This window comes from Novosphingobium sp. TH158 (genome assembly GCF_002855555.1).
In the GTDB taxonomy this organism is placed as follows: domain Bacteria; phylum Pseudomonadota; class Alphaproteobacteria; order Sphingomonadales; family Sphingomonadaceae; genus Novosphingobium.
Map to the genome: position 1 here is coordinate 291,871 of NZ_PKRT01000002.1, position 16,853 is coordinate 308,723.

Below are 16,853 nucleotides of genomic sequence, written 5' to 3' on the forward strand. Positions count from 1 at the left end.
GTCCTACCCGCCAAAGTGGACAAATCAATCTTTCTCGGCAAAAGGCCTAGCCCATGTCCGTGAACACCTTTGGCCGCCTGTTCCGTTTCACCACCTGGGGCGAAAGCCACGGGCCGGCGCTGGGCGCCGTGGTCGATGGCTGCCCCCCGGGTCTGCCGCTCGACGAAGGCTTCATCCAGCCCTTCCTCGATGCCCGCCGCCCCGGCCAGTCGCGCTTCACCACGCAGCGGCAGGAACCCGATGCGGTAAAGATCCTGTCCGGCGTGTTCGAAGGCAAGACCACGGGCACTCCGGTATCGCTGGTGATCGAGAACGTGGACCAGCGCTCGAAGGACTATTCGGACGTCGCCAAGGCCTATCGCCCGGGCCATGCCGACTATGCCTATGACGCGAAGTACGGCTTCCGCGACTATCGCGGCGGTGGTCGCTCCTCGGCCCGCGAAACGGCGGCGCGGGTGGCGGCTGGCGCCGTGGCGCGGCTGGTCATTCCGGAAGTGACGATTCACGCCTGGGTTGCAGAGATCGGTGGCGATGCCATCGACATGGACAACTTCAGCCTTTCCGAAATCGGCAACAACCCCTTCTTCTGCCCCGATGCCGAGGCAGCCCAGCGCTGGGAAAAGCTGGTGGACGAGGCGCGCAAGGCCGGCTCATCGCTGGGCGCGGTGGTGGAGTGCGAGGCGGTGGGCGTTCCCGCAGGCTGGGGCGCGCCGCTTTATGGCAAGCTGGATGCAGACCTTGCCGCCGCGATGATGGGCATCAATGCCGTCAAGGGCGTGGAAATCGGCGACGGCTTTGCCGCCGCGCGCCTGACCGGGGAAGGCAATGCCGATCCGATGCGCCCCGGCGAGAACGGGCCTGACTTCCTGGCCAACCATGCAGGCGGCATCGCGGGCGGCATTTCCACCGGCCAGCCCGTCCGCGTGCGGGTGGCCTTCAAGCCGACCAGCTCGATCCTCACCCCGCAGCAGACCATCACCCGCGATGGCGAGGCGACCGAGATGTTCACCAAGGGCCGCCATGACCCTTGCGTGGGCATTCGCGGCGTGCCGGTGGTAGAGGCGATGATGGCGCTGGTGCTGGCCGATCACAAGCTGCTGCACCGCGGCCAGTGCGGCTGACCTAGAGCCAGTCGATCCGCCGGAAGCGCAGCCACAGGCCGCCGCAGATCAGGCCGATCACGCCAAGCACCAGCGGATAGCCATAACGCCAGCGCAGTTCGGGCATGACATCGAAGTTCATGCCGTAGATCCCGGCAATCGCCGTCGGCACGGCGAGGATCGCCGCCCAGGCCGCCAGCTTGCGCGTCATCTCTCCCTGCCGGTGCGCTTCCAGCAGGCTGGCGGTTTCAACAATGCTGGCCAGCGTTTCCTTCAGCCCGCGCATCCGCGCCAAGGTGCGATGCATATGGTCCTGCACGTCGCGGAACCAGACCTGCGCGGAATTGTCGATGAACGGCAGGACGGTGCGGGCCAGCCGGTCGCAGACTTCCTCCATCGGACCCACCACGCGCTCGAACCGGCGCAGCTGGCGGCGCAGGCGGAATATGCGGCGGATGGTGGACTGTTCCGGGAAAGTGTGGATCGCCCGCTCTTCCATGGTCTGTACGGCATCTTCCAGCTTGTCGATCAGCGGCTGGAAGCCATCGACAATGAAGTCGAGTATGGCGTGGGCAACGAAGTCCGGCCCCTCGGCCAGCCGCTGGGCATCGCTCTCCAGCCGGTCGCGCAGGGCATTGTGCGCGCGGTTCGAACCAAAGCGCACGGTGATGAGGAAATCGCGGCTGAGGAAAAGCGCCGTCTGGCCATAGGATATCGTCTCGCCTTCATCCATCGACGCAGTGCGGGCAACGATGAACAGGTGGCGGGGATAGACTTCCACCTTGGGCAGTTGCTGCGGGTTCAGCGCATCTTCCACCGCCAGCGGATGCAGTTCGAACTGGGTGGCGACAGCCTGCAGTTCCGCCGCATCGGGTTCGGCCAGCCCGATCCAGTCAAACTGCCCGCGCCCCAGATCCTTGCGGGGAACGCCGTCGATCGGCAGCGCGGTGACACTGGGCTTGCCTTTGACGTAGCGACGCGATGCAATGATGGCCATGACGGGCGTTGTCGCAAGAGAATGAGGCGCTGGCAATCGCCAGAAAATCTGCTTACATTCCTGTCAACAGTGGAGAGAGTGCATGGCGGCGAGCGAAACCTTTGACATGATCATCGTCGGGGCCGGGATTTCCGGGATCGGCATGGCAGCCAAGCTGGCCATGCACCTGCCCCACAAGACCTATGTCATGCTTGACCGGCGCGAGGATCTTGGCGGCACCTGGGACCTGTTCCGTTATCCCGGCATCCGTTCGGATTCCGACATGCACACCTTCGCTTACGCGTTCGCCCCCTGGCGAGAGGAAAACGCCTTTGCCACGGCGGCGGAGATCAAGGATTACCTTGGCCGCGTGGTGGCTGAAAACGGCATCGCCGAAAGGATGCGCTTCGGCCAGCACGTAGAAAGCGCGGACTGGGACAGCGGCTCGGGCCTCTGGACCGTCAGGGCGCGGCAGGCCGACGGATCGGTGAAGGACTATGCGGCGCGTCACCTGTTCATGGGCACCGGCTATTACGATTACGACAGCCCCCACGAGGCTGACATTCCCGGCCTTTCCGCCTTCAAGGGCAAGGTGATCCATCCGCAGTTTTGGCCGGAGGACTACGACTATTCCGGCAAGAAGGTAGTGGTCGTCGGATCCGGCGCGACGGCAGTCACCATCGTCCCTTCGATGGCAGGCAAGGCGGCGCATGTCACCATGCTGCAACGCACCCCCACCTGGTATGGCGTGCGCCCGTGGAAGGACAAGTGGGCCAACCTGCTGAAGCGCTGGCTGCCGGAAAAGCTGGCGTGGAAAATCAACCGCGAAAAGGCGCAGTACCTTCACGAATACCTGTTCCACAAATGCCGCAGCGAGCCTGAAGGGGTGGCGAGCTTCCTCCACGGCGTGCTGAAGAAGGAATTGGGCCCGGCCTGGAACGCGCCCGACTATACCCCGCCTTACAAGCCGTGGGAGCAGCGCATGTGCCTGGTGCCGGGCGGCGACATGTTCCAGGCGATCCGGCGCGGCGATGCCTCGGTGGTCACGGGCAGGATCGCCCGGGTGGTCAAGGACGGGATCGAGCTGGAAGACGGCCGCAAGGTCGAGGCAGACGTTATCGTCACCGCTACGGGCCTCAGGCTATCGACGCTCGGCAAGGTGAAGGTCAGCGTCGATGGCGCGCCGGTCGATGTGGCGCAGCACTTCTGGTATCGCAATTGCATGCTGTCGAACGTGCCGAACCTCTATGTGCTGTTCGGCTATCTCAATTCCGGCTGGACCCTGCGCGTCGATATCGTCACCGACTGGCTGGTGAAGCTGCTGGCCCACATGGACAAGTGGAAGGTCGATGTTGCCACCCCCGCGCTGGCCGATGACCACGGGCTTGAGGAATACCAGCCGTTCGACCTGTTTTCTTCCGGCTATCTCCAGCGTGGCAAGCACCTGATCCCCAAGAGCGCGACCACCGCGCCCTGGCGCATCCACATGTTCTACCGCGAGGACAAGAAGGAACTGGAAGAGGCGGAGATCAACGATGGCCTGATGCGGTTTGACCGGGTGGCCGGCAAGGCGGCAGCATAGCCACGATGCGGACGGGCAAGCCGGACATTGCACTTTCGCACAGCCGGCGTTTCGCCTAACCCACCGCCATGCCTGATTCCCGCATCTATACCGCCGCGCTTGTCGTGATCGGCGACGAGATTCTCTCGGGCCGCACCCATGACAAGAACATCGCCCAGATCGCCTCGTGGCTGCAGGTGCAGGGCATCCGCCTGAAGGAAGTGCGGGTCGTTTCCGATGACATGGCGGCCATCGGCGAAGCGGTGAACGCGCTGCGCGTGCGGCACGATTACCTTTTCACCACCGGCGGCATCGGCCCGACGCACGACGACATCACCGTGGATGCCATTGCCGCTGCGCTGGGCGTGCCGGTGATCGTCCACCCCGAGGCGCGGGCGATCCTTGATGGCTACTACGCCGGCCGCGGCGGACTGACCGAGGCACGCCTGCGGATGGCGCGAGTGCCCGAAGGCTCGGACCTGATCCCCAACCGCTATACCGGCGCACCGGGAATCCGCTATCAGAACATCTTCATCATGGCCGGCGTGCCGCAGATCACCAGCGGCATGCTCGATGCCCTGTCAGGCACGCTGGAAGGCGGCGCGGTGCTGCTGTCGGAAACCGTGGGCTGCTGGGTGCAGGAAAGCGAAGTGGCTGAACTGCTGCGGCAGATCGAAAAGGACCATGAAAGCTGCCAGATCGGCTCCTACCCGTTCTGGCGCGAAGGCAAGACGGGGGCCAATTTCGTCATCCGCTCGGTCGATCCGGAAGACCTGGCCACCTGCAGTCGCGCTCTGTCCGAGGCGCTGGGCGCGATCGAGCGACCGGCGATCCCCGGTGGCATTTAGCGCGGCGGCCCTGCTGCTGTCTTCAGCACCGGCAGGCCTGGCCGAATTCGAGGAACATCTGGCCCGTCACGCCAGCGCCACGGTCGCGCTGGGTGAATGGTGCGCGGCCCGGCGGATTGCTTCTCCCCCCACGATCCGCGCCGAACGCCTTGTGCGGGACGTTTTGAACGACCCGCCCGCCCGGCTGCGCCGCCAGCTCGGCATCAAGCCCGGCGAGCCGGTGGCCATGCGGCAGGTGCACCTCATGTGCGGGGAACAGACACTCTCGGTCGCCTGGAACTGGTTTGTGCCTTCGCGCCTCACGCCGCAGATGAACGACGCGCTGGCAACCAGCGATACCCCTTTCGGCATCATAATCGCTTCGCTGGGCTTCAGGCGCGAAACGATAGAGATCGTGCGCGGGCGATCCGACAATTGCCCCGATGGCACCATTTCGACTCACCGCGCCCGGTTGCGACTGCCCGACGGCACGCCGATTGCCTACCTTGTCGAATGCTACACGGCGGCAAACCTGGGTCTGTGATACCGGGACTCGACTCCTGTCCCGCCAGGATGCACCCTTTCCCCTTCCAGACCTGAAGGAGATGGCGATGCCGCAATATGTGATCGAACGGGATATGCCGGGCGTCGGCGGTCTCGGGCCCGATGATCTGAAGGGCGCATCGCAGCAATCATGCGCGGTGCTGCGCGATCTGGGTCCGGATATCCAGTGGGTGCACAGCTATGTGACGGATGACAAGATCTACTGCATATACCTCGCGCCGAGCGAGGACCTGATCCGCCAGCACGCCGAAACCGCCGGCTTCCCGGCCAACCGCATTTCCGAAGTGCGCGCGACGATCGACCCGACCACCGCCGGTTGAGGCCACCCCTCCTGCGACAGGCAGGCTGCCGAAGGAGGGATGGAAGGCCTCAGGCCGAGATCGTTTCGGTGCCCGCGATCGTCGTGCGGTGCATCATGCGCCCCGAACGCTCGTCGTAGGGGATCACGCGGTGCATGGCGCCGGTGTTGTCCCACACGGCGAAATCGCCTTCTTCCCATTCGTGGCGATAGGAATAGTCGGGCTGTGCGGCCCATTCCTGCAGGCGCACCAGCAGCGCGCGGCCCTGCGGGATCGGCATGTCGGAAACGTGGTCCGCCGTGGTGCCGATGATCATCGACTTGCGGCCGCTTTCATGGGTCCAGACGATCGGGTGTTCCTTGATCAGGCCGATGCCGATCACTGCATCGCGTACCCGTTCGGGGATGGCATCTTCGATGTGGCGCAGGCTGGCCTTGACCGAATGCACCGCGCGCAGGCCTTCAAGCTGCTGCTTTTCCGCCTCGGGCAGGCCTTCATAAGCAGCATAGGTGCTGGCAAATTCGGTCTGCCCGCCCTGCGGTGCCTTGCGACGGCAGGAAAGCAGCGTGGCAAAGGGCGGCGGCGTATCGATGGTGATACCGTCCATGTGCCAGAAGAAGGTGCCCAGCACATATTCGGGCTGAGGGTTGATCCTGGCATCCAGCGTGACCTGGTAGACGTCGTCGTTATCGACATCCTGCACGTTGTTGCGACCGGTAATGCGGATGCGCCCGCCCATCAGGTCGGTGATGCGCAGCTGCTCTTCATCGGAGAGGTTGACCTTGGGGAACACCACGACGGTGCGTTCTTCCACCTTGGCGCGGATCGCCGCGGCGGCTTCCTCGGTGAACAGGTCCTCGCGGTTGTCCCAAAGGATACGGCTGCCGATCTTCGGCTTGATGTCTTCGAAACGGATGGCCACGTGCTTTCTCCCGACAGGCGCAGGCGCGCTGCATGCGCGCGTTTGAACATGTGTTCAGCATAGCTGCGAACGGTTGTCAACTGGCCATCCGGGCAAACGAAAAGGCCGGGAAGGTTTCCCCTCCCGGCCTTTTCTGTTTCCGGTAGCGTCAGCCGAAGATCAGCCGGCGTGCACCTGGGCAACGTCGATCTTCAGGCCGGGGCCCATCGACGAGGAAAGGGCGACCTTCTGCAGGTACTTGCCCTTGGCGCCCGAGGGCTTGGCCTTGACGATGGCATCGACGAAAGCGTCGAAGTTCGCCTTGAGCTGGTCGTTCGAGAACGAAAGCTTGCCCAGGCCGCCGTGGATGATGCCGGCCTTTTCGACGCGGAATTCGATCTGGCCGCCCTTGGCTGCCTTGACCGCTTCTTCCACGTTCGGGGTGACAGTGCCGAGCTTAGGGTTGGGCATCAGGCCCTTGGGGCCGAGCACCTTGCCGAGACGGCCGACGATGCCCATCATGTCGGGCGTCGCGATCACGCGGCCATAGTCGAGGTTGCCGTTCTGCATGTCTTCCAGCAGGTCTTCGGCGCCCACCTTGTCAGCACCGGCGGCGAGAGCGGCCTCGGCCTTGTCGCCACGGGCGAAGACGGCGACCTTGACGGTCTTGCCGGTGCCCGAGGGCAGCGTGACCATGCCACGCACCATCTGGTCGGCGTGACGCGGATCGACGCCGAGGTTCAGCGCGACTTCCAGCGTTTCGTCGAACTTGGTGGTCTTCAGGTCCTTCAGCAGCTGGATGGCTTCATCGACGCCATAGAGCTTCTGGTTGTCGCCCAGCTTTTCGGTGAGGCCCTTTGCCTTCTTGGTCAGCTTTGCCATGTCCTTAGCCCTCCACAACCTGCAGGCCCATCGAACGCGCGGAGCCTTCGATGATCTTGGTGGCCTGTTCGATATCGTTCGCGTTCAGATCCTTCATCTTGGTCTGCGCGATTTCGGCGAGCTGCGAACGCTTGATCGTTCCGGCCGAGACCTTGCCCGGCTCCTTCGAGCCCGACTTGAGGTTGGCGGCCTTCTTGATCAGGAACGATGCCGGCGGCGTCTTCGTCACGAAAGTGAACGAACGGTCGGCATAGACGGTGATGATCGTCGGGATCGGCATGGACTTTTCAAGCTCCTGCGTGGCGGCATTGAACGCCTTGCAGAATTCCATGATGTTCACGCCGCGCTGACCCAGCGCAGGGCCGATCGGCGGCGAGGGAGTGGCAGAGCCCGCAGGCACCTGCAGTTTGATATAGCCTTCAATTTTCTTGGCCACGACATGGCCTCCTTTCTTCCTTTTGGCCCCGGCATTATTCCAGCCGGGAACCTCAGAGTGAGCGGTCAAGCAGATGCCCGAAGGCATCCTCCCGCGCGGAATCACCCGGGGCGGACCCCGAGAGAAGCGCGGCCCCTAGACGACTCGCGCAAAAAAGGAAAGCCCGGATTTCGGCAGGTTCAGGCCCGGCCCGGCGCAGGTTGGGCGACCGCTGCACGCAAGCGCCCGGGCAGCGATCGCACCAGCCGCCCGGCGGGCAGCTCCACCCAGCGCAGCGAGAGGTGCGCCAGCAGGCAGGTCAGCGCGGCAAACCCCGCCAGGACAGCGACCATCTCCAGCCCGTCGGTAACCTGCATGGTCGCACTCTTCAGGGCATAGATCAGCGGCATGTGGATCAGGTAGATGCCATAGGAGCGATCCCCCAGCCAGCACATCGCCTTGCTTCCGGCCAGCGGCAGGCGCAGCGCCAGCAGCAGCGCGGCAGGCCAGGCGAGAAGCAGCAGCGGCAGCAGCGGGCTGAGCTCACCCGTCGGCATCACCAGCCCGGCAATGACCGCCGTGGCAAGTGCCCAGGTCGGCAGGCGCGACAGGCGCTCACGATGGGTCCACAGCAATTGCCCGAGGAAGAAGCCCAGCAGGCCGCGCGGCAGGACATCGGCCACCCAGGGGCCGCCCACCTGCCCGTGCACCGCGAGCATGACCGCCCCCCAGCCTGCCAGCAGCCATGTCCCCACCTTCAGCGCCCGGGTTCCGGCAAAGGCAAGGCCGGCAAAGGCGATGTAGCAGATGAATTCGATGGTCAGCGACCAGGCCGGGCCGTTGTAGGTCTCGGCAAAGGGCTCGACGAAGGCCTGTGCCATGCCAAGATGGGCGAGCAGCGCCGCGCCGGTGTTCGCCGGATTGGCTGCGAACAGCGCAACCAGCACCAGCGTCAGCAGGTGCAGCGGATAGAGCCGCGCCACCCGGGCAAGGGCAAAAGCACCCAGGTCTGCCCGCGTGGCGATCGGCTTCTGGCCAAGATAGACGTGTGCGAAAATGAAGCCGGAAAGCAGGAAGAACAGGTCGACGAAGGCCCAGCCCATGTCCATGAACCATCCCGCCAGCGGCCCGGGATTGGCCTGCGCGATGGCGACCGGATCGAACAGCTGCGCCGAATGATAACCAAAGGCGACAACGCAGGCGGCAAGCCCGCGCATCCCGTCCAGCCGCTCAAGCCTTGCGCCCTGTCCCGCCATGTCGCTCACTTCCCGATGAAGGCCGGGTGCGGGCCGGTGCGCGCCCTGCCTGCCCAGGCCCGGCGCAGGGCATTGCGTGCCGGCACCTCCAGCCAGCGGAACGAAGCCTCGCTGGCGGCGAGCACCAGCAGGACCAGCCCCGCCTGCATGGCAAGCAGCCCGGCGGCGGACATATGCGCCGGATCGACCATGCGGTGCATGACCAGGATGATCGGCAGGTTGACGAGATAGATGGCGTAGGACCGGTCCCCCAGCCAGACCATGGGACGCGATGCCATGGCCTTGCTGCGCAGCGCGAGCAGCAGGGCTGCCGGCCAGGCCAGCAGGGTCAACGGCACAAGCGGGCTATGATCGCCCGCCTGGAGCCAGAACCCCGCAATGATGAGCGCAATCAGAAGCACTGCCGGAACCTGCGCCAGCTTCTCGCGCGCGCTCCACAGAATCTGCCCAAGGAAAAAGCCCAGAAGGCCGCGCCACAGCACGTCTTCCACCCAGGGGCCGCCGGGACTGCCAAGGATGATGAAATAGGCAGTCGCCAGCGCGACCAGCAGCATGGCCGCGCGCCGGGTCCATTCCGGCCCCGCTGCGGCACAGGCGGCGAAGATCATGTAGCAGACGACCTCGATCGTCAGTGACCAGCTGGCATAGTTGAACGTGTGGGCCACCGGATCGACGAAGCCCTGCATCATCGCCAGGTGCGCGACAAAGGCCCAGGGCGTGTTTGCCGGATTGTCGGCGAGAACCAGCGCGCAGATGCCCAGCATGAACAGGTGCAGCGGCCACAGCCGCGCCAGTCGCGCCACCCAGAAATCCTGCTGGCCGCGCCAGCTTTGCAGGGTTCCGCCCGGCAGGTAGACGTGGGCGAAGACGAAGCCGGAAAGGACGAAGAACAGGTCCACCATTGTCCAGCCCGAATGCCACAGCCAGTCTGCCGCCGCCTTCAGCGGCCCGGCATCAAAGCCGAACGGTGCATAATGGTAGAAGACATGGTGCACCGCCACGCCCAGCGCGGCGAGCCCGCGCAGGCCGTCAAGCGCGGCCAGTCGCCCGCCTGCCGCCTGTCGATCGCGTCCTGTGCTGGTATCCACGCCTGCCGGTCCCCCGCTGGTATGCGGGAGATAACGCAGGCGTGGTTAACAAATTGCCGGAACCGGCCCGTCTTACTTGACGAGTTCGACCTGTTCGAAATCCAGTTCCACCGGGGTGGCGCGGCCGAAGATCGAGACCGAAACCTTGACGCGGTTCTTGTCGAAATCCAGCTCTTCCACCACGCCGTTGAACGAGGCGAAGGGGCCGTCGAGCACCTTGACCGAATCGCCGATCTCGTAATCGACGCTGACTTCGCGGCGCGGTTCGGCAGCGGCGGCTTCGCGGGCGCCGAAATAGCGCGCGGCTTCGCGATCGGAGATCGGCTGCGGCTTGCCGTTGGGGCCGAGGAAGCCGGTGACCTTCGCGGTGTTCTTGATCAGGTGATACACGTCATCGTTCATCGCCAGCTTGGCGAGGACGTAGCCGGGCATGACCTTGCGTTCGACCTGAACCTTCTTGCCGCGCTTCACCTCGGTGATCGTCTCGGTGGGAACCTCAACCGATTCGACCAGGGCTTCGAGGCCCTTGCGCTCAGCCTCGGAGAGGATCGAATCGCGAACCTTGTTTTCGAAGCCGGAATAGGCGTGAATGATGTACCAGCGGGCCATTGCTCTCAACTCTCTCAGACCAGCGTCAGCAGCCAGTTGACGATCTTTCCGAAGATCGTGTCAACGCCGAGGAAAAACAGCGCCAGAAGCGTCATCATGATCGCGACGAAGATCGCGGTGGTGACGGTTTCCTGCCGGGTCGGCCAGGTGACCTTGCTGGCTTCGGTACGGACCTGGCGGATGAATTCGCCGGGACTGGTCTTGGCCATTGCTCGGGTGCCTTCTTGCTGCAAACGCGAAAAAACCTGCCTTCCGCCAAGGGGACATCGCCGCCCCGGCCTAGGTGCCGGGAGGGGCTGATTGTCTTCCGATGTCGGAAAGTGAAAGCCAGTTAGCGACTGGCAGGCGCTTTTGCAAGACGGGCGATCAGCCAGCCGTTGCCGCGCGCGGCCACCTGCGCGCCGGCAGGCAGGCGCATCGGCTCCTTCGGCCCGACGTACCAGAGGTAATCGGCTCGGGCGGCAGGTGCGTAGCGCGAAAGGTCGGGTGCCTCACCCGCCTTGACCAGTACCCGCTGCGAAGGATCGAGGAAGCGCGCATCACCATCGGCGTGCGAAAGCATGTGCAGGCCTGGAATCGCGAAGTCTGCATTGGTCAGCGCATCGCGTCGCACCGTGGCCCATCCGAACACATGCGAGGTGGCGGGTTGATGCCAGGCGAAGGGATCTTCTGCATTGGCCCCGGCGATGATGCTGCCCCGTGGCACGCGCTCTATGCCGGCGAGCATCTGTGCCGTCAGCGCCGATCCGGCGATCCAAGAAACCGAGGTCAGCAGCAGCCGCAGCACGAAAGGCACGGCGGCCAGCGCCACCACCCAGCGCCGTGCGCGCCATTGCACGGCCAGCACGCCGCAGGCCAGCGCCACCGGCACCAGCCGGTAATCGGCAAAGTCCCCGCCGCCCAAGTGGCGCGGCATGACGAAGGTCAACGCAAGGAACGCCAGCGACGCGCGCCCTACGCGTCCGTCCATCCGCCCCTGGCGCCAGGCCACCACAATCACCCCGGCAAGCACGGCAAGGGTCAGCAGATCAAGCTGTGCGGACTGATCGCGCAGGGCCATCACCCAGTTGGACAGCTTGTCGAGCAGCACGCCCTCGCCCCAGCTGGTCGCGCCCGATGCGCCCGCGCCGGAGAGCAGCGAGAGCACCGCCGGAGGCCACAGGGGCCAGGTGGCCGGAATTGCCTTGGCGAAGCCGCGGCGCTGCCATTCATAACCGAACACCAGCACCCCAAGCACGCCCCAACCCGAAAGATGGCAGAGCCAGACCAGCGGCGCGATCGCCAGGACCAGCCAGCGCCGTGCCGGGTTGCCCTCCATCCGCAGCCACAGGGCAAAGGCGAAGAATGCCAGCGCCAGCGACAGGCTCCAGTTCAGGAACCCCATCAGCAGCGAGGGCGACCAGACCGTGACCAGCGCGAGCAGGCCGCCCACGCCGATCCGGCCGTGCAGCGCGCGGTCCACTGTCAGAAGCGATCCGGCGAGCAGCGCAGGCACCAGCGCCGCAACGATCCGACCGGCCAGTTCCAGCCCCAGCAGCTTCGCGAGCGGCCAGACCAGCAGGTCGCAACCCAGGTTGGGCGTCCACTGCCAGGCAAAGCGGTAATGCCGCTGCAGGTCTGCGCTCGCATCAAGGTTGAGCATGACGTGCCAGCGGGCAAGATGGGCGGGGTAGTCCGCCATTTGCGGGTAGGCCACCAGCAGCACCGGCAGGGCGGCAAGCAGCGCAAGCGCCAGACCGCCCAGCGCCGCGCCGCGCCGGCTTGTCATTCAGCCCCCGGCTTGGGAGGCGCGGGCCGGTTCATGCGGGCGAGGAACGAATGCTTGGTGCGGAAGATCACCTCGGCTCCCTCCGGCATGGCGATCGGTGGACGGGCGCCATAATACCACAGGAAATCGGCCTTGGCAGCCGGCGCGAAATTGCGCAGGTCCACCCGCTGCCAGCGCCTCAGCAGGTAGCGCTGCGAAGGATCGGCAAAGTTCCAGCCCGGCGCCTTCACCTGCAGCATGTGGACGCCGGGAATGGCGAACAGGCAGTTGACCAGCGCATCCCGGCGCACCGTGGCATAGGCGCCCAGGTGGCCATTGGGCGGCGTCGGCCAGAGCCCGGTCACTTCCTCGAAGGCAAAGGCCACCTTGGCCCCGCGCGGCACGTGATCGAGCGCCTTGATCATTTCGGTCGTGGCGAGCGAGTGGCTCTTCCACGCCATCATCGTGGCGGCAATGCGGATCAGGAACGGACCGGCCGCCATGGGCAGGGCCCAGTCCTTCGGCCGGATGTCGATCGCCAGCAGGCCAAGCATCAGCGAAACGGCAACCAGGCGATAGTCGGCATAGTCCCCGCCGCCCAGATGCCGGGGCACGACCAGCGACAGCAGCGCCATCAGCAGCGCCGCCCAGCCCAGCCGCCCGTCGAGCTTGCGGGTAAACAGCGCCAGCACCGGCAGGGCGACGAACAGGATCACCGTGGCAACATCAAGATAGCCCTGCTGGTCGCGCAGCGCGGTTTTCCAGAAGATCCACTTGGCCATCAGCGGCCGGCGGCCATAGCTGAACGATCCCGGTGCCTGCTGGCTGGCGAGTACGGTTGGCAGGATCGGCAGCCACAGGGGCACCGTTGCCAGGGCGGCCCGCCAGATCGATTCGAAGCGCGTTGCGCCGGTGCCGTGCAGGCGGTGGCATTCATAGGCAAAGACCATCACCCCCAGCACGCCCCAGCCGGACTGGTGGCACAGCCAGATGATCAGGCCGATCGGCACGAAGGCCGCCTCGCGCCATTTCCACCCCTCGCTACGCACCCAGAAGGCAAAGGCGAACAGCACCAGCGCCAGGCTGAGCGTGAAGTTCATGAAGCCCATCAGCAGCGATGGCGACCAGATCGTCGCCATGGCCAGCATGGTGCCGATGCCCACGCGACCGCGCAGCGCCCGCTCGACCGAGATCAGGCCGAGGCCTGTCAGCAGCGGGATCATGACGAGGATGATCTTGCCCCCGGTTTCCAGCCCGAACAGCGCCGCAAGCGGAAAAATCAGGATATCCGCGCCCAGGTTGCCCGACCAGGCCCAGCGGAAGCCGTAATAGCCATCGAGCACCGGGTTCTCCCCGTGCTGCAGCATGACGTGCCACCGCGCCAGATGCGCCGGATAGTCCGTCATCATCGGATAGTGAGTCAGCAGCGGCGGCAGCGTGGCAAGGAATGCCAGCAGCACGGCCGCCCAGTACCACGCATCGCGCGGTGCGGTCCTCTGGCCTGCGATCATGGGAGCGGCTTGCGCCATCGTTCCTCGCTGGTGTTCAAGCGCAAGCGGACTGGGAAAGTGGCAGGAGTGGCAGGATTCGAACCCGCGGCCCTCGGTTTTGGAGACCGATGCTCTACCAACTGAGCTACACTCCTGCAGGCGGAGTGGCCCTTAGAGCGGCAACGCGGGGTTGGCAAGGCAGGAATGGCGCGAATGACCGAATCGCGTGTCACCATCGCCTTGCCCATGCTATCGCACCGCCATGCATGCCCCTGCCGGCCTGATCGAACCCGAACTCCTGATGCTCGCCTATCGCAGCGGGATCTTCCCGATGGCCGACAGCCGCGATGATGAGGAGGTGTTCTGGGTGGAGCCACGGCGGCGGGCGATCCTGCCGCTTGATGGCTTTCATTTGTCGCGCAGCCTGGCCAAGGTGGTGCGGCGCGAAACCTTCGAGGTCACGTGCAACCGCGCCTTCGCAGAGGTGATGCAGGCCTGTGCCGGTCCGCGTAGCGATGGCGGCGATACCTGGATCAGCGGCCGGATCGAGGCAAGCTACCGGCGCCTGCACGAACTGGGGGCGGCCCATTCGATCGAATGCTGGCAAGGCGGCGAACTGGTCGGCGGGCTTTACGGCGTGGGGTTCGACCGGGTGTTCTGCGGCGAATCGATGTTCAGCCGCCGCACCGATGCCTCGAAAGTGGCGCTCGCATGGCTGGTCGCGGCGCTGCGCCGGGCAGGGGTGGAACTGCTCGACTGCCAGTTCATCACCCCGCACCTCGCCTCGATGGGCGCGGTGGAGATCACGCAGGGTCGCTATATCAAGCTGCTGAACGCCGCTCAGCGCGTGGCAGGCGACGGGGATGCCTTCGGCGCGGCCTTGGGCGCGGCGACCGGCGATGGAGAGGGCGATGGCGCAGCGCTTTCACTGCCTGAAGGCTTTGGAGCGCTGCTGGCCGATGCGGCTGCCTCTTCCTCCTCGCCGGGGAACTTCATCGCGCAGTCCTTGACCCAGACGTCATAGACCGGGTGCTCGACCACGTTGAGCGAGGGCGAATTCTTGAACAGCCAGCCCGAGAAGACCTTGCGCCAGGCCAGCGGCTTGTCGGCGCTCTCGCGCTCTTCGACGTGAACCTGCACGAAGGCGCCGGTTTCGCGCGGGCGCTCCCACGGCGCGGTCCGCTCGCAGGTGGCCAGCTTGATGAAAACATTGCCGATGCGCTTCGATTCGCCGCTTTTCAGCACCACGTCCTGCGTCAGGTTGTTCCGCTTGTTGAGCAGGCCGAGCGTGGCCACGCGATCTTTCACCGGAGTGCCGAATTCGCTTTCCACCGCGCCCGAGGCCAGCGGCGCCGGTCCGGCGAGCGACTTGGGAACCTCGGTCGACTGGGCTTCTGCCGCCTCATCAGGCTCACCCTTGCATCCGGCAAGCGCCAGCAAGGCAAGGCAGGCAATGCCCGGGCGGCGGATCACGCGCGAGACAGGGGAATCAGTGCGCGCCATCCGGCGACCAGGCTTCATAGTCGCCGGTAGCCGCTGCCCGCTTTCCGCCGCGTTCGAGCGCGCCGGCGGGCTTGTAGGCCGCTGCGGTGCCGGTGGCGTTGGGCGTATAGTCCGCCTCCCAGATGCGGGCCGGCGGCAGGTGGCTTTCTGGCACGCCGTCATAGGAATTGTGCAGCCATCCGTGCCATTCAGCCGGAACGCGGCTGGCATCGTTGGCGCCATTGTAGATCACCCAGCGGCGCTCCATGCCCGCGAAAGGATGGCCCGCCGGATTGCGCTTCTTCGCGCGATAGTACTTGTTGCCCTGCGCGTCAGTGCCGACGTGAACGCCGGTCGCCGCGGAATTGAGCAGGGTGCCGATGGTCGCGCCATCCCACCAGGTGAAGATCTTGCCGAGGATTCCCATGGCCAGCGCGTTAGCGCCAAGCCGGGATGGCGGCAAGGGCCTGCGGCAAGGCCATCACCACTCCACCTTGTCGCCGGGGACGATGCCCAGTTCCGCCGCACGGCCGCCGTTGAGTTCAAGCACGGCCGAGACCGCACCCTTCGAAAACAGCGGCTTTTCCGAATAGGGTTCGGTGCGGGCGAATATGTTGAGGATGCGGCGATCGGTGCCGATGTAGATGATGTCGAGCGGGATGACCGTGTTCTTCATCCAGAACGAGGCCATGCGCGGCGGGTCCATCGGAAAGATCATGCCTTCGTCCGCACCCATCTCGGTGCGGAACATCAGGCCCTGGGCCTGCTCCTGCGAAGTGGCGGCCACTTCGACCTTGAAGGCGTGCTTGCCCTTTGCCGTCGTGACTCGCAGCGGGATCACCGGCAGGCCCGAGGTGGCATGGCGCGGGGCGGAGGCAAGGCTGGAAGCGGCAGCGCTCTGCGCGCCCTGGCTCTTGTCCGAGGAGCAGGCGGCCAGTGCCACGGCAATCGCGAGGGCAAGGTGCGTCTTGCGCATGGTCATTCGTCTCCTTCGCCGGCCCATTCTTCGGCCGCCTCCACGCCGCTTGCATCGACCACTTCGCGCGCCATGTCGAGGGGGTGGCCGGCGCGCAGCATGGCGGCAAGCTGCTTTTCCCGCACCGCGCGATCGGCACTGGCGGCGCCGAAAGGGCCAAAGCGGCGGCGGCGGGCAAAGGCAAGCGCGGCGCGGCGCTGATCCGCCTGGCTGGCGCGCACTTCCTCGCGCAGGGGCGCGGCGATGCCGGCCGCATCAAGCGCCTGGTCCACCCGGCGGCTGCCATAGCCCCGGCGCATCAGGCTGCCGCTTTTGGCACGGGCATAGACGCGGTCGTCGACATAGCCTGCCTGCACCATCCGGCTTACCAGCACCTCGACCGGCGCGTCCCCCTCACCCTCCCATCCGCGCTCCTTCAGCTTGCGGCGCAAATAGGCCTCAAGCTTGGCCGCAGAGGTGGCGAAACGGGCGACATAGGCCAGCGCCATCTCGTCCAGCCGGGCGGCATCGATGGGGCGCGGCGGGCGCTTGGGGCGGGGAGAGTGCCTCATTTCGCCATATTCGTGCCACAAACCTCAACGATTGGGGAAGCCCGCATTCAGCTTAGGGGGACGAAGGCAATGCGCGGTTCATGTGGCACGCCTATTGGCGGTCTGAGCTATTGCCCTGGTTCACAAGAA

At 65.4% G+C, this 16,853-nt stretch carries 19 protein-coding genes, 1 tRNA gene and 1 pseudogene; 6 read left to right on the plus strand and 15 right to left on the minus strand.

Going from position 1 to position 16,853, the window contains the following annotated elements; translation table 11 throughout:
* Window positions 1-53: 53 nt before the first annotated feature.
* Entirely contained in the window at window positions 54-1,121 is a 1,068-nt protein-coding gene (gene aroC, locus C0V78_RS14455) for a chorismate synthase (RefSeq protein ID WP_101798608.1), read from the plus strand.
* 1 nt (window position 1,122) lies between these two features.
* Here aroC and C0V78_RS14460 read toward each other — a convergent pair whose 3' ends face one another.
* Window positions 1,123-2,097 (minus strand): magnesium and cobalt transport protein CorA, encoded by a 975-nt coding sequence (locus tag C0V78_RS14460; RefSeq protein WP_101798609.1) that lies wholly within the window; start codon window positions 2,095-2,097, stop codon window positions 1,123-1,125.
* Between the two features lie 82 nt (window positions 2,098-2,179).
* Here C0V78_RS14460 and C0V78_RS14465 point away from each other — a divergent pair, with 82 nt between their 5' ends.
* From C0V78_RS14465 to C0V78_RS14480, 4 genes are all read left to right on the plus strand, one after another.
* Entirely contained in the window at window positions 2,180-3,658 is a 1,479-nt protein-coding gene (locus C0V78_RS14465; protein WP_101798610.1) for an NAD(P)/FAD-dependent oxidoreductase, read from the plus strand.
* 68 nt (window positions 3,659-3,726) lie between these two features.
* Entirely contained in the window at window positions 3,727-4,485 is a 759-nt protein-coding gene (locus C0V78_RS14470) for a molybdopterin-binding protein (RefSeq protein ID WP_101798611.1), read from the plus strand.
* Window positions 4,475-5,008: a hypothetical protein gene (locus C0V78_RS14475; protein WP_101798612.1), complete on the plus strand. Its 534-nt coding sequence runs from the start codon at window positions 4,475-4,477 to the stop codon at window positions 5,006-5,008. Before C0V78_RS14470 ends, C0V78_RS14475 begins: the two co-directional genes overlap by 11 nt.
* A gap of 61 nt (window positions 5,009-5,069) precedes the next feature.
* Window positions 5,070-5,348 (plus strand): DUF4242 domain-containing protein, encoded by a 279-nt coding sequence (locus tag C0V78_RS14480; protein WP_254049967.1) that lies wholly within the window; start codon window positions 5,070-5,072, stop codon window positions 5,346-5,348.
* 49 nt (window positions 5,349-5,397) lie between these two features.
* On the opposite strand, the gene C0V78_RS14485 is transcribed toward C0V78_RS14480, so the two are convergent.
* The 10 genes from C0V78_RS14485 to C0V78_RS14530 form a co-directional block, all read right to left on the minus strand.
* A complete protein-coding gene (locus tag C0V78_RS14485; RefSeq protein ID WP_101798613.1) occupies window positions 5,398-6,249 on the minus strand; it encodes a TauD/TfdA family dioxygenase in 852 nt (283 codons plus the stop codon).
* A 159-nt stretch (window positions 6,250-6,408) separates the two neighbouring features.
* Window positions 6,409-7,110 (minus strand): 50S ribosomal protein L1, encoded by a 702-nt coding sequence (rplA, locus tag C0V78_RS14490; protein ID WP_101798614.1) that lies wholly within the window; start codon window positions 7,108-7,110, stop codon window positions 6,409-6,411.
* Between the two features lie 4 nt (window positions 7,111-7,114).
* On the minus strand, window positions 7,115-7,546 hold the full coding sequence (gene rplK / locus C0V78_RS14495; RefSeq protein WP_101798615.1) for a 50S ribosomal protein L11: 432 nt from the start codon (window positions 7,544-7,546) through the stop codon (window positions 7,115-7,117).
* A 179-nt stretch (window positions 7,547-7,725) separates the two neighbouring features.
* Window positions 7,726-8,781, minus strand: coding sequence for an acyltransferase (locus C0V78_RS14500; RefSeq protein ID WP_101798616.1), 1,056 nt, complete (start codon window positions 8,779-8,781; stop codon window positions 7,726-7,728).
* A gap of 5 nt (window positions 8,782-8,786) precedes the next feature.
* Window positions 8,787-9,869 carry an acyltransferase gene (locus C0V78_RS14505; RefSeq protein ID WP_158241575.1) on the minus strand — a complete coding sequence of 361 codons (1,083 nt, stop codon included), beginning with the start codon at window positions 9,867-9,869 and terminating at the stop codon, window positions 8,787-8,789.
* A 72-nt stretch (window positions 9,870-9,941) separates the two neighbouring features.
* Window positions 9,942-10,478 carry a transcription termination/antitermination protein NusG gene (gene nusG, locus C0V78_RS14510; RefSeq protein WP_101798618.1) on the minus strand — a complete coding sequence of 179 codons (537 nt, stop codon included), beginning with the start codon at window positions 10,476-10,478 and terminating at the stop codon, window positions 9,942-9,944.
* Between the two features lie 14 nt (window positions 10,479-10,492).
* The gene (gene secE, locus C0V78_RS14515; RefSeq protein ID WP_101798619.1) at window positions 10,493-10,687 is read right to left on the minus strand and encodes a preprotein translocase subunit SecE; all 195 of its coding nucleotides are present in this window, start codon (window positions 10,685-10,687) and stop codon (window positions 10,493-10,495) included.
* Between the two features lie 122 nt (window positions 10,688-10,809).
* Complete coding sequence (locus tag C0V78_RS14520) at window positions 10,810-12,246, minus strand: hypothetical protein (protein WP_101798620.1); 1,437 nt, start codon at window positions 12,244-12,246, stop codon at window positions 10,810-10,812.
* Entirely contained in the window at window positions 12,243-13,736 is a 1,494-nt protein-coding gene (locus C0V78_RS14525) for a hypothetical protein (protein WP_144039929.1), read from the minus strand. The genes C0V78_RS14520 and C0V78_RS14525 overlap by 4 nt, the downstream gene beginning before the upstream one ends.
* Before the next feature lie 58 nt (window positions 13,737-13,794).
* A tRNA-Trp gene (locus tag C0V78_RS14530) sits at window positions 13,795-13,870 on the minus strand.
* 107 nt (window positions 13,871-13,977) lie between these two features.
* Between C0V78_RS14530 and aat the strand changes: the two genes are divergently transcribed.
* A complete protein-coding gene (aat, locus tag C0V78_RS14535) occupies window positions 13,978-14,739 on the plus strand; it encodes a leucyl/phenylalanyl-tRNA--protein transferase (protein ID WP_173843456.1) in 762 nt (253 codons plus the stop codon).
* A gap of 35 nt (window positions 14,740-14,774) precedes the next feature.
* Here the strand turns inward: aat and C0V78_RS14540 are convergent.
* The 4 genes and pseudogenes from C0V78_RS14540 to C0V78_RS14555 all read right to left on the minus strand — a co-directional run.
* Window positions 14,775-15,236: pseudogene (locus C0V78_RS14540) on the minus strand (DUF2155 domain-containing protein); the annotation flags it as partial.
* A complete protein-coding gene (locus C0V78_RS14545) occupies window positions 15,205-15,624 on the minus strand; it encodes an NADH:ubiquinone oxidoreductase subunit NDUFA12 (protein WP_101798622.1) in 420 nt (139 codons plus the stop codon). The gene C0V78_RS14545 and the pseudogene C0V78_RS14540, both read right to left, overlap by 32 nt.
* A 54-nt stretch (window positions 15,625-15,678) precedes the next feature.
* Window positions 15,679-16,173, minus strand: a complete 495-nt coding sequence (locus C0V78_RS14550; protein WP_173843464.1) for a DUF192 domain-containing protein — start codon at window positions 16,171-16,173, stop codon at window positions 15,679-15,681.
* Between the two features lie 2 nt (window positions 16,174-16,175).
* Complete coding sequence (locus C0V78_RS14555) at window positions 16,176-16,724, minus strand: regulatory protein RecX (RefSeq protein WP_101798679.1); 549 nt, start codon at window positions 16,722-16,724, stop codon at window positions 16,176-16,178.
* Window positions 16,725-16,853 lie beyond the last annotated feature (129 nt).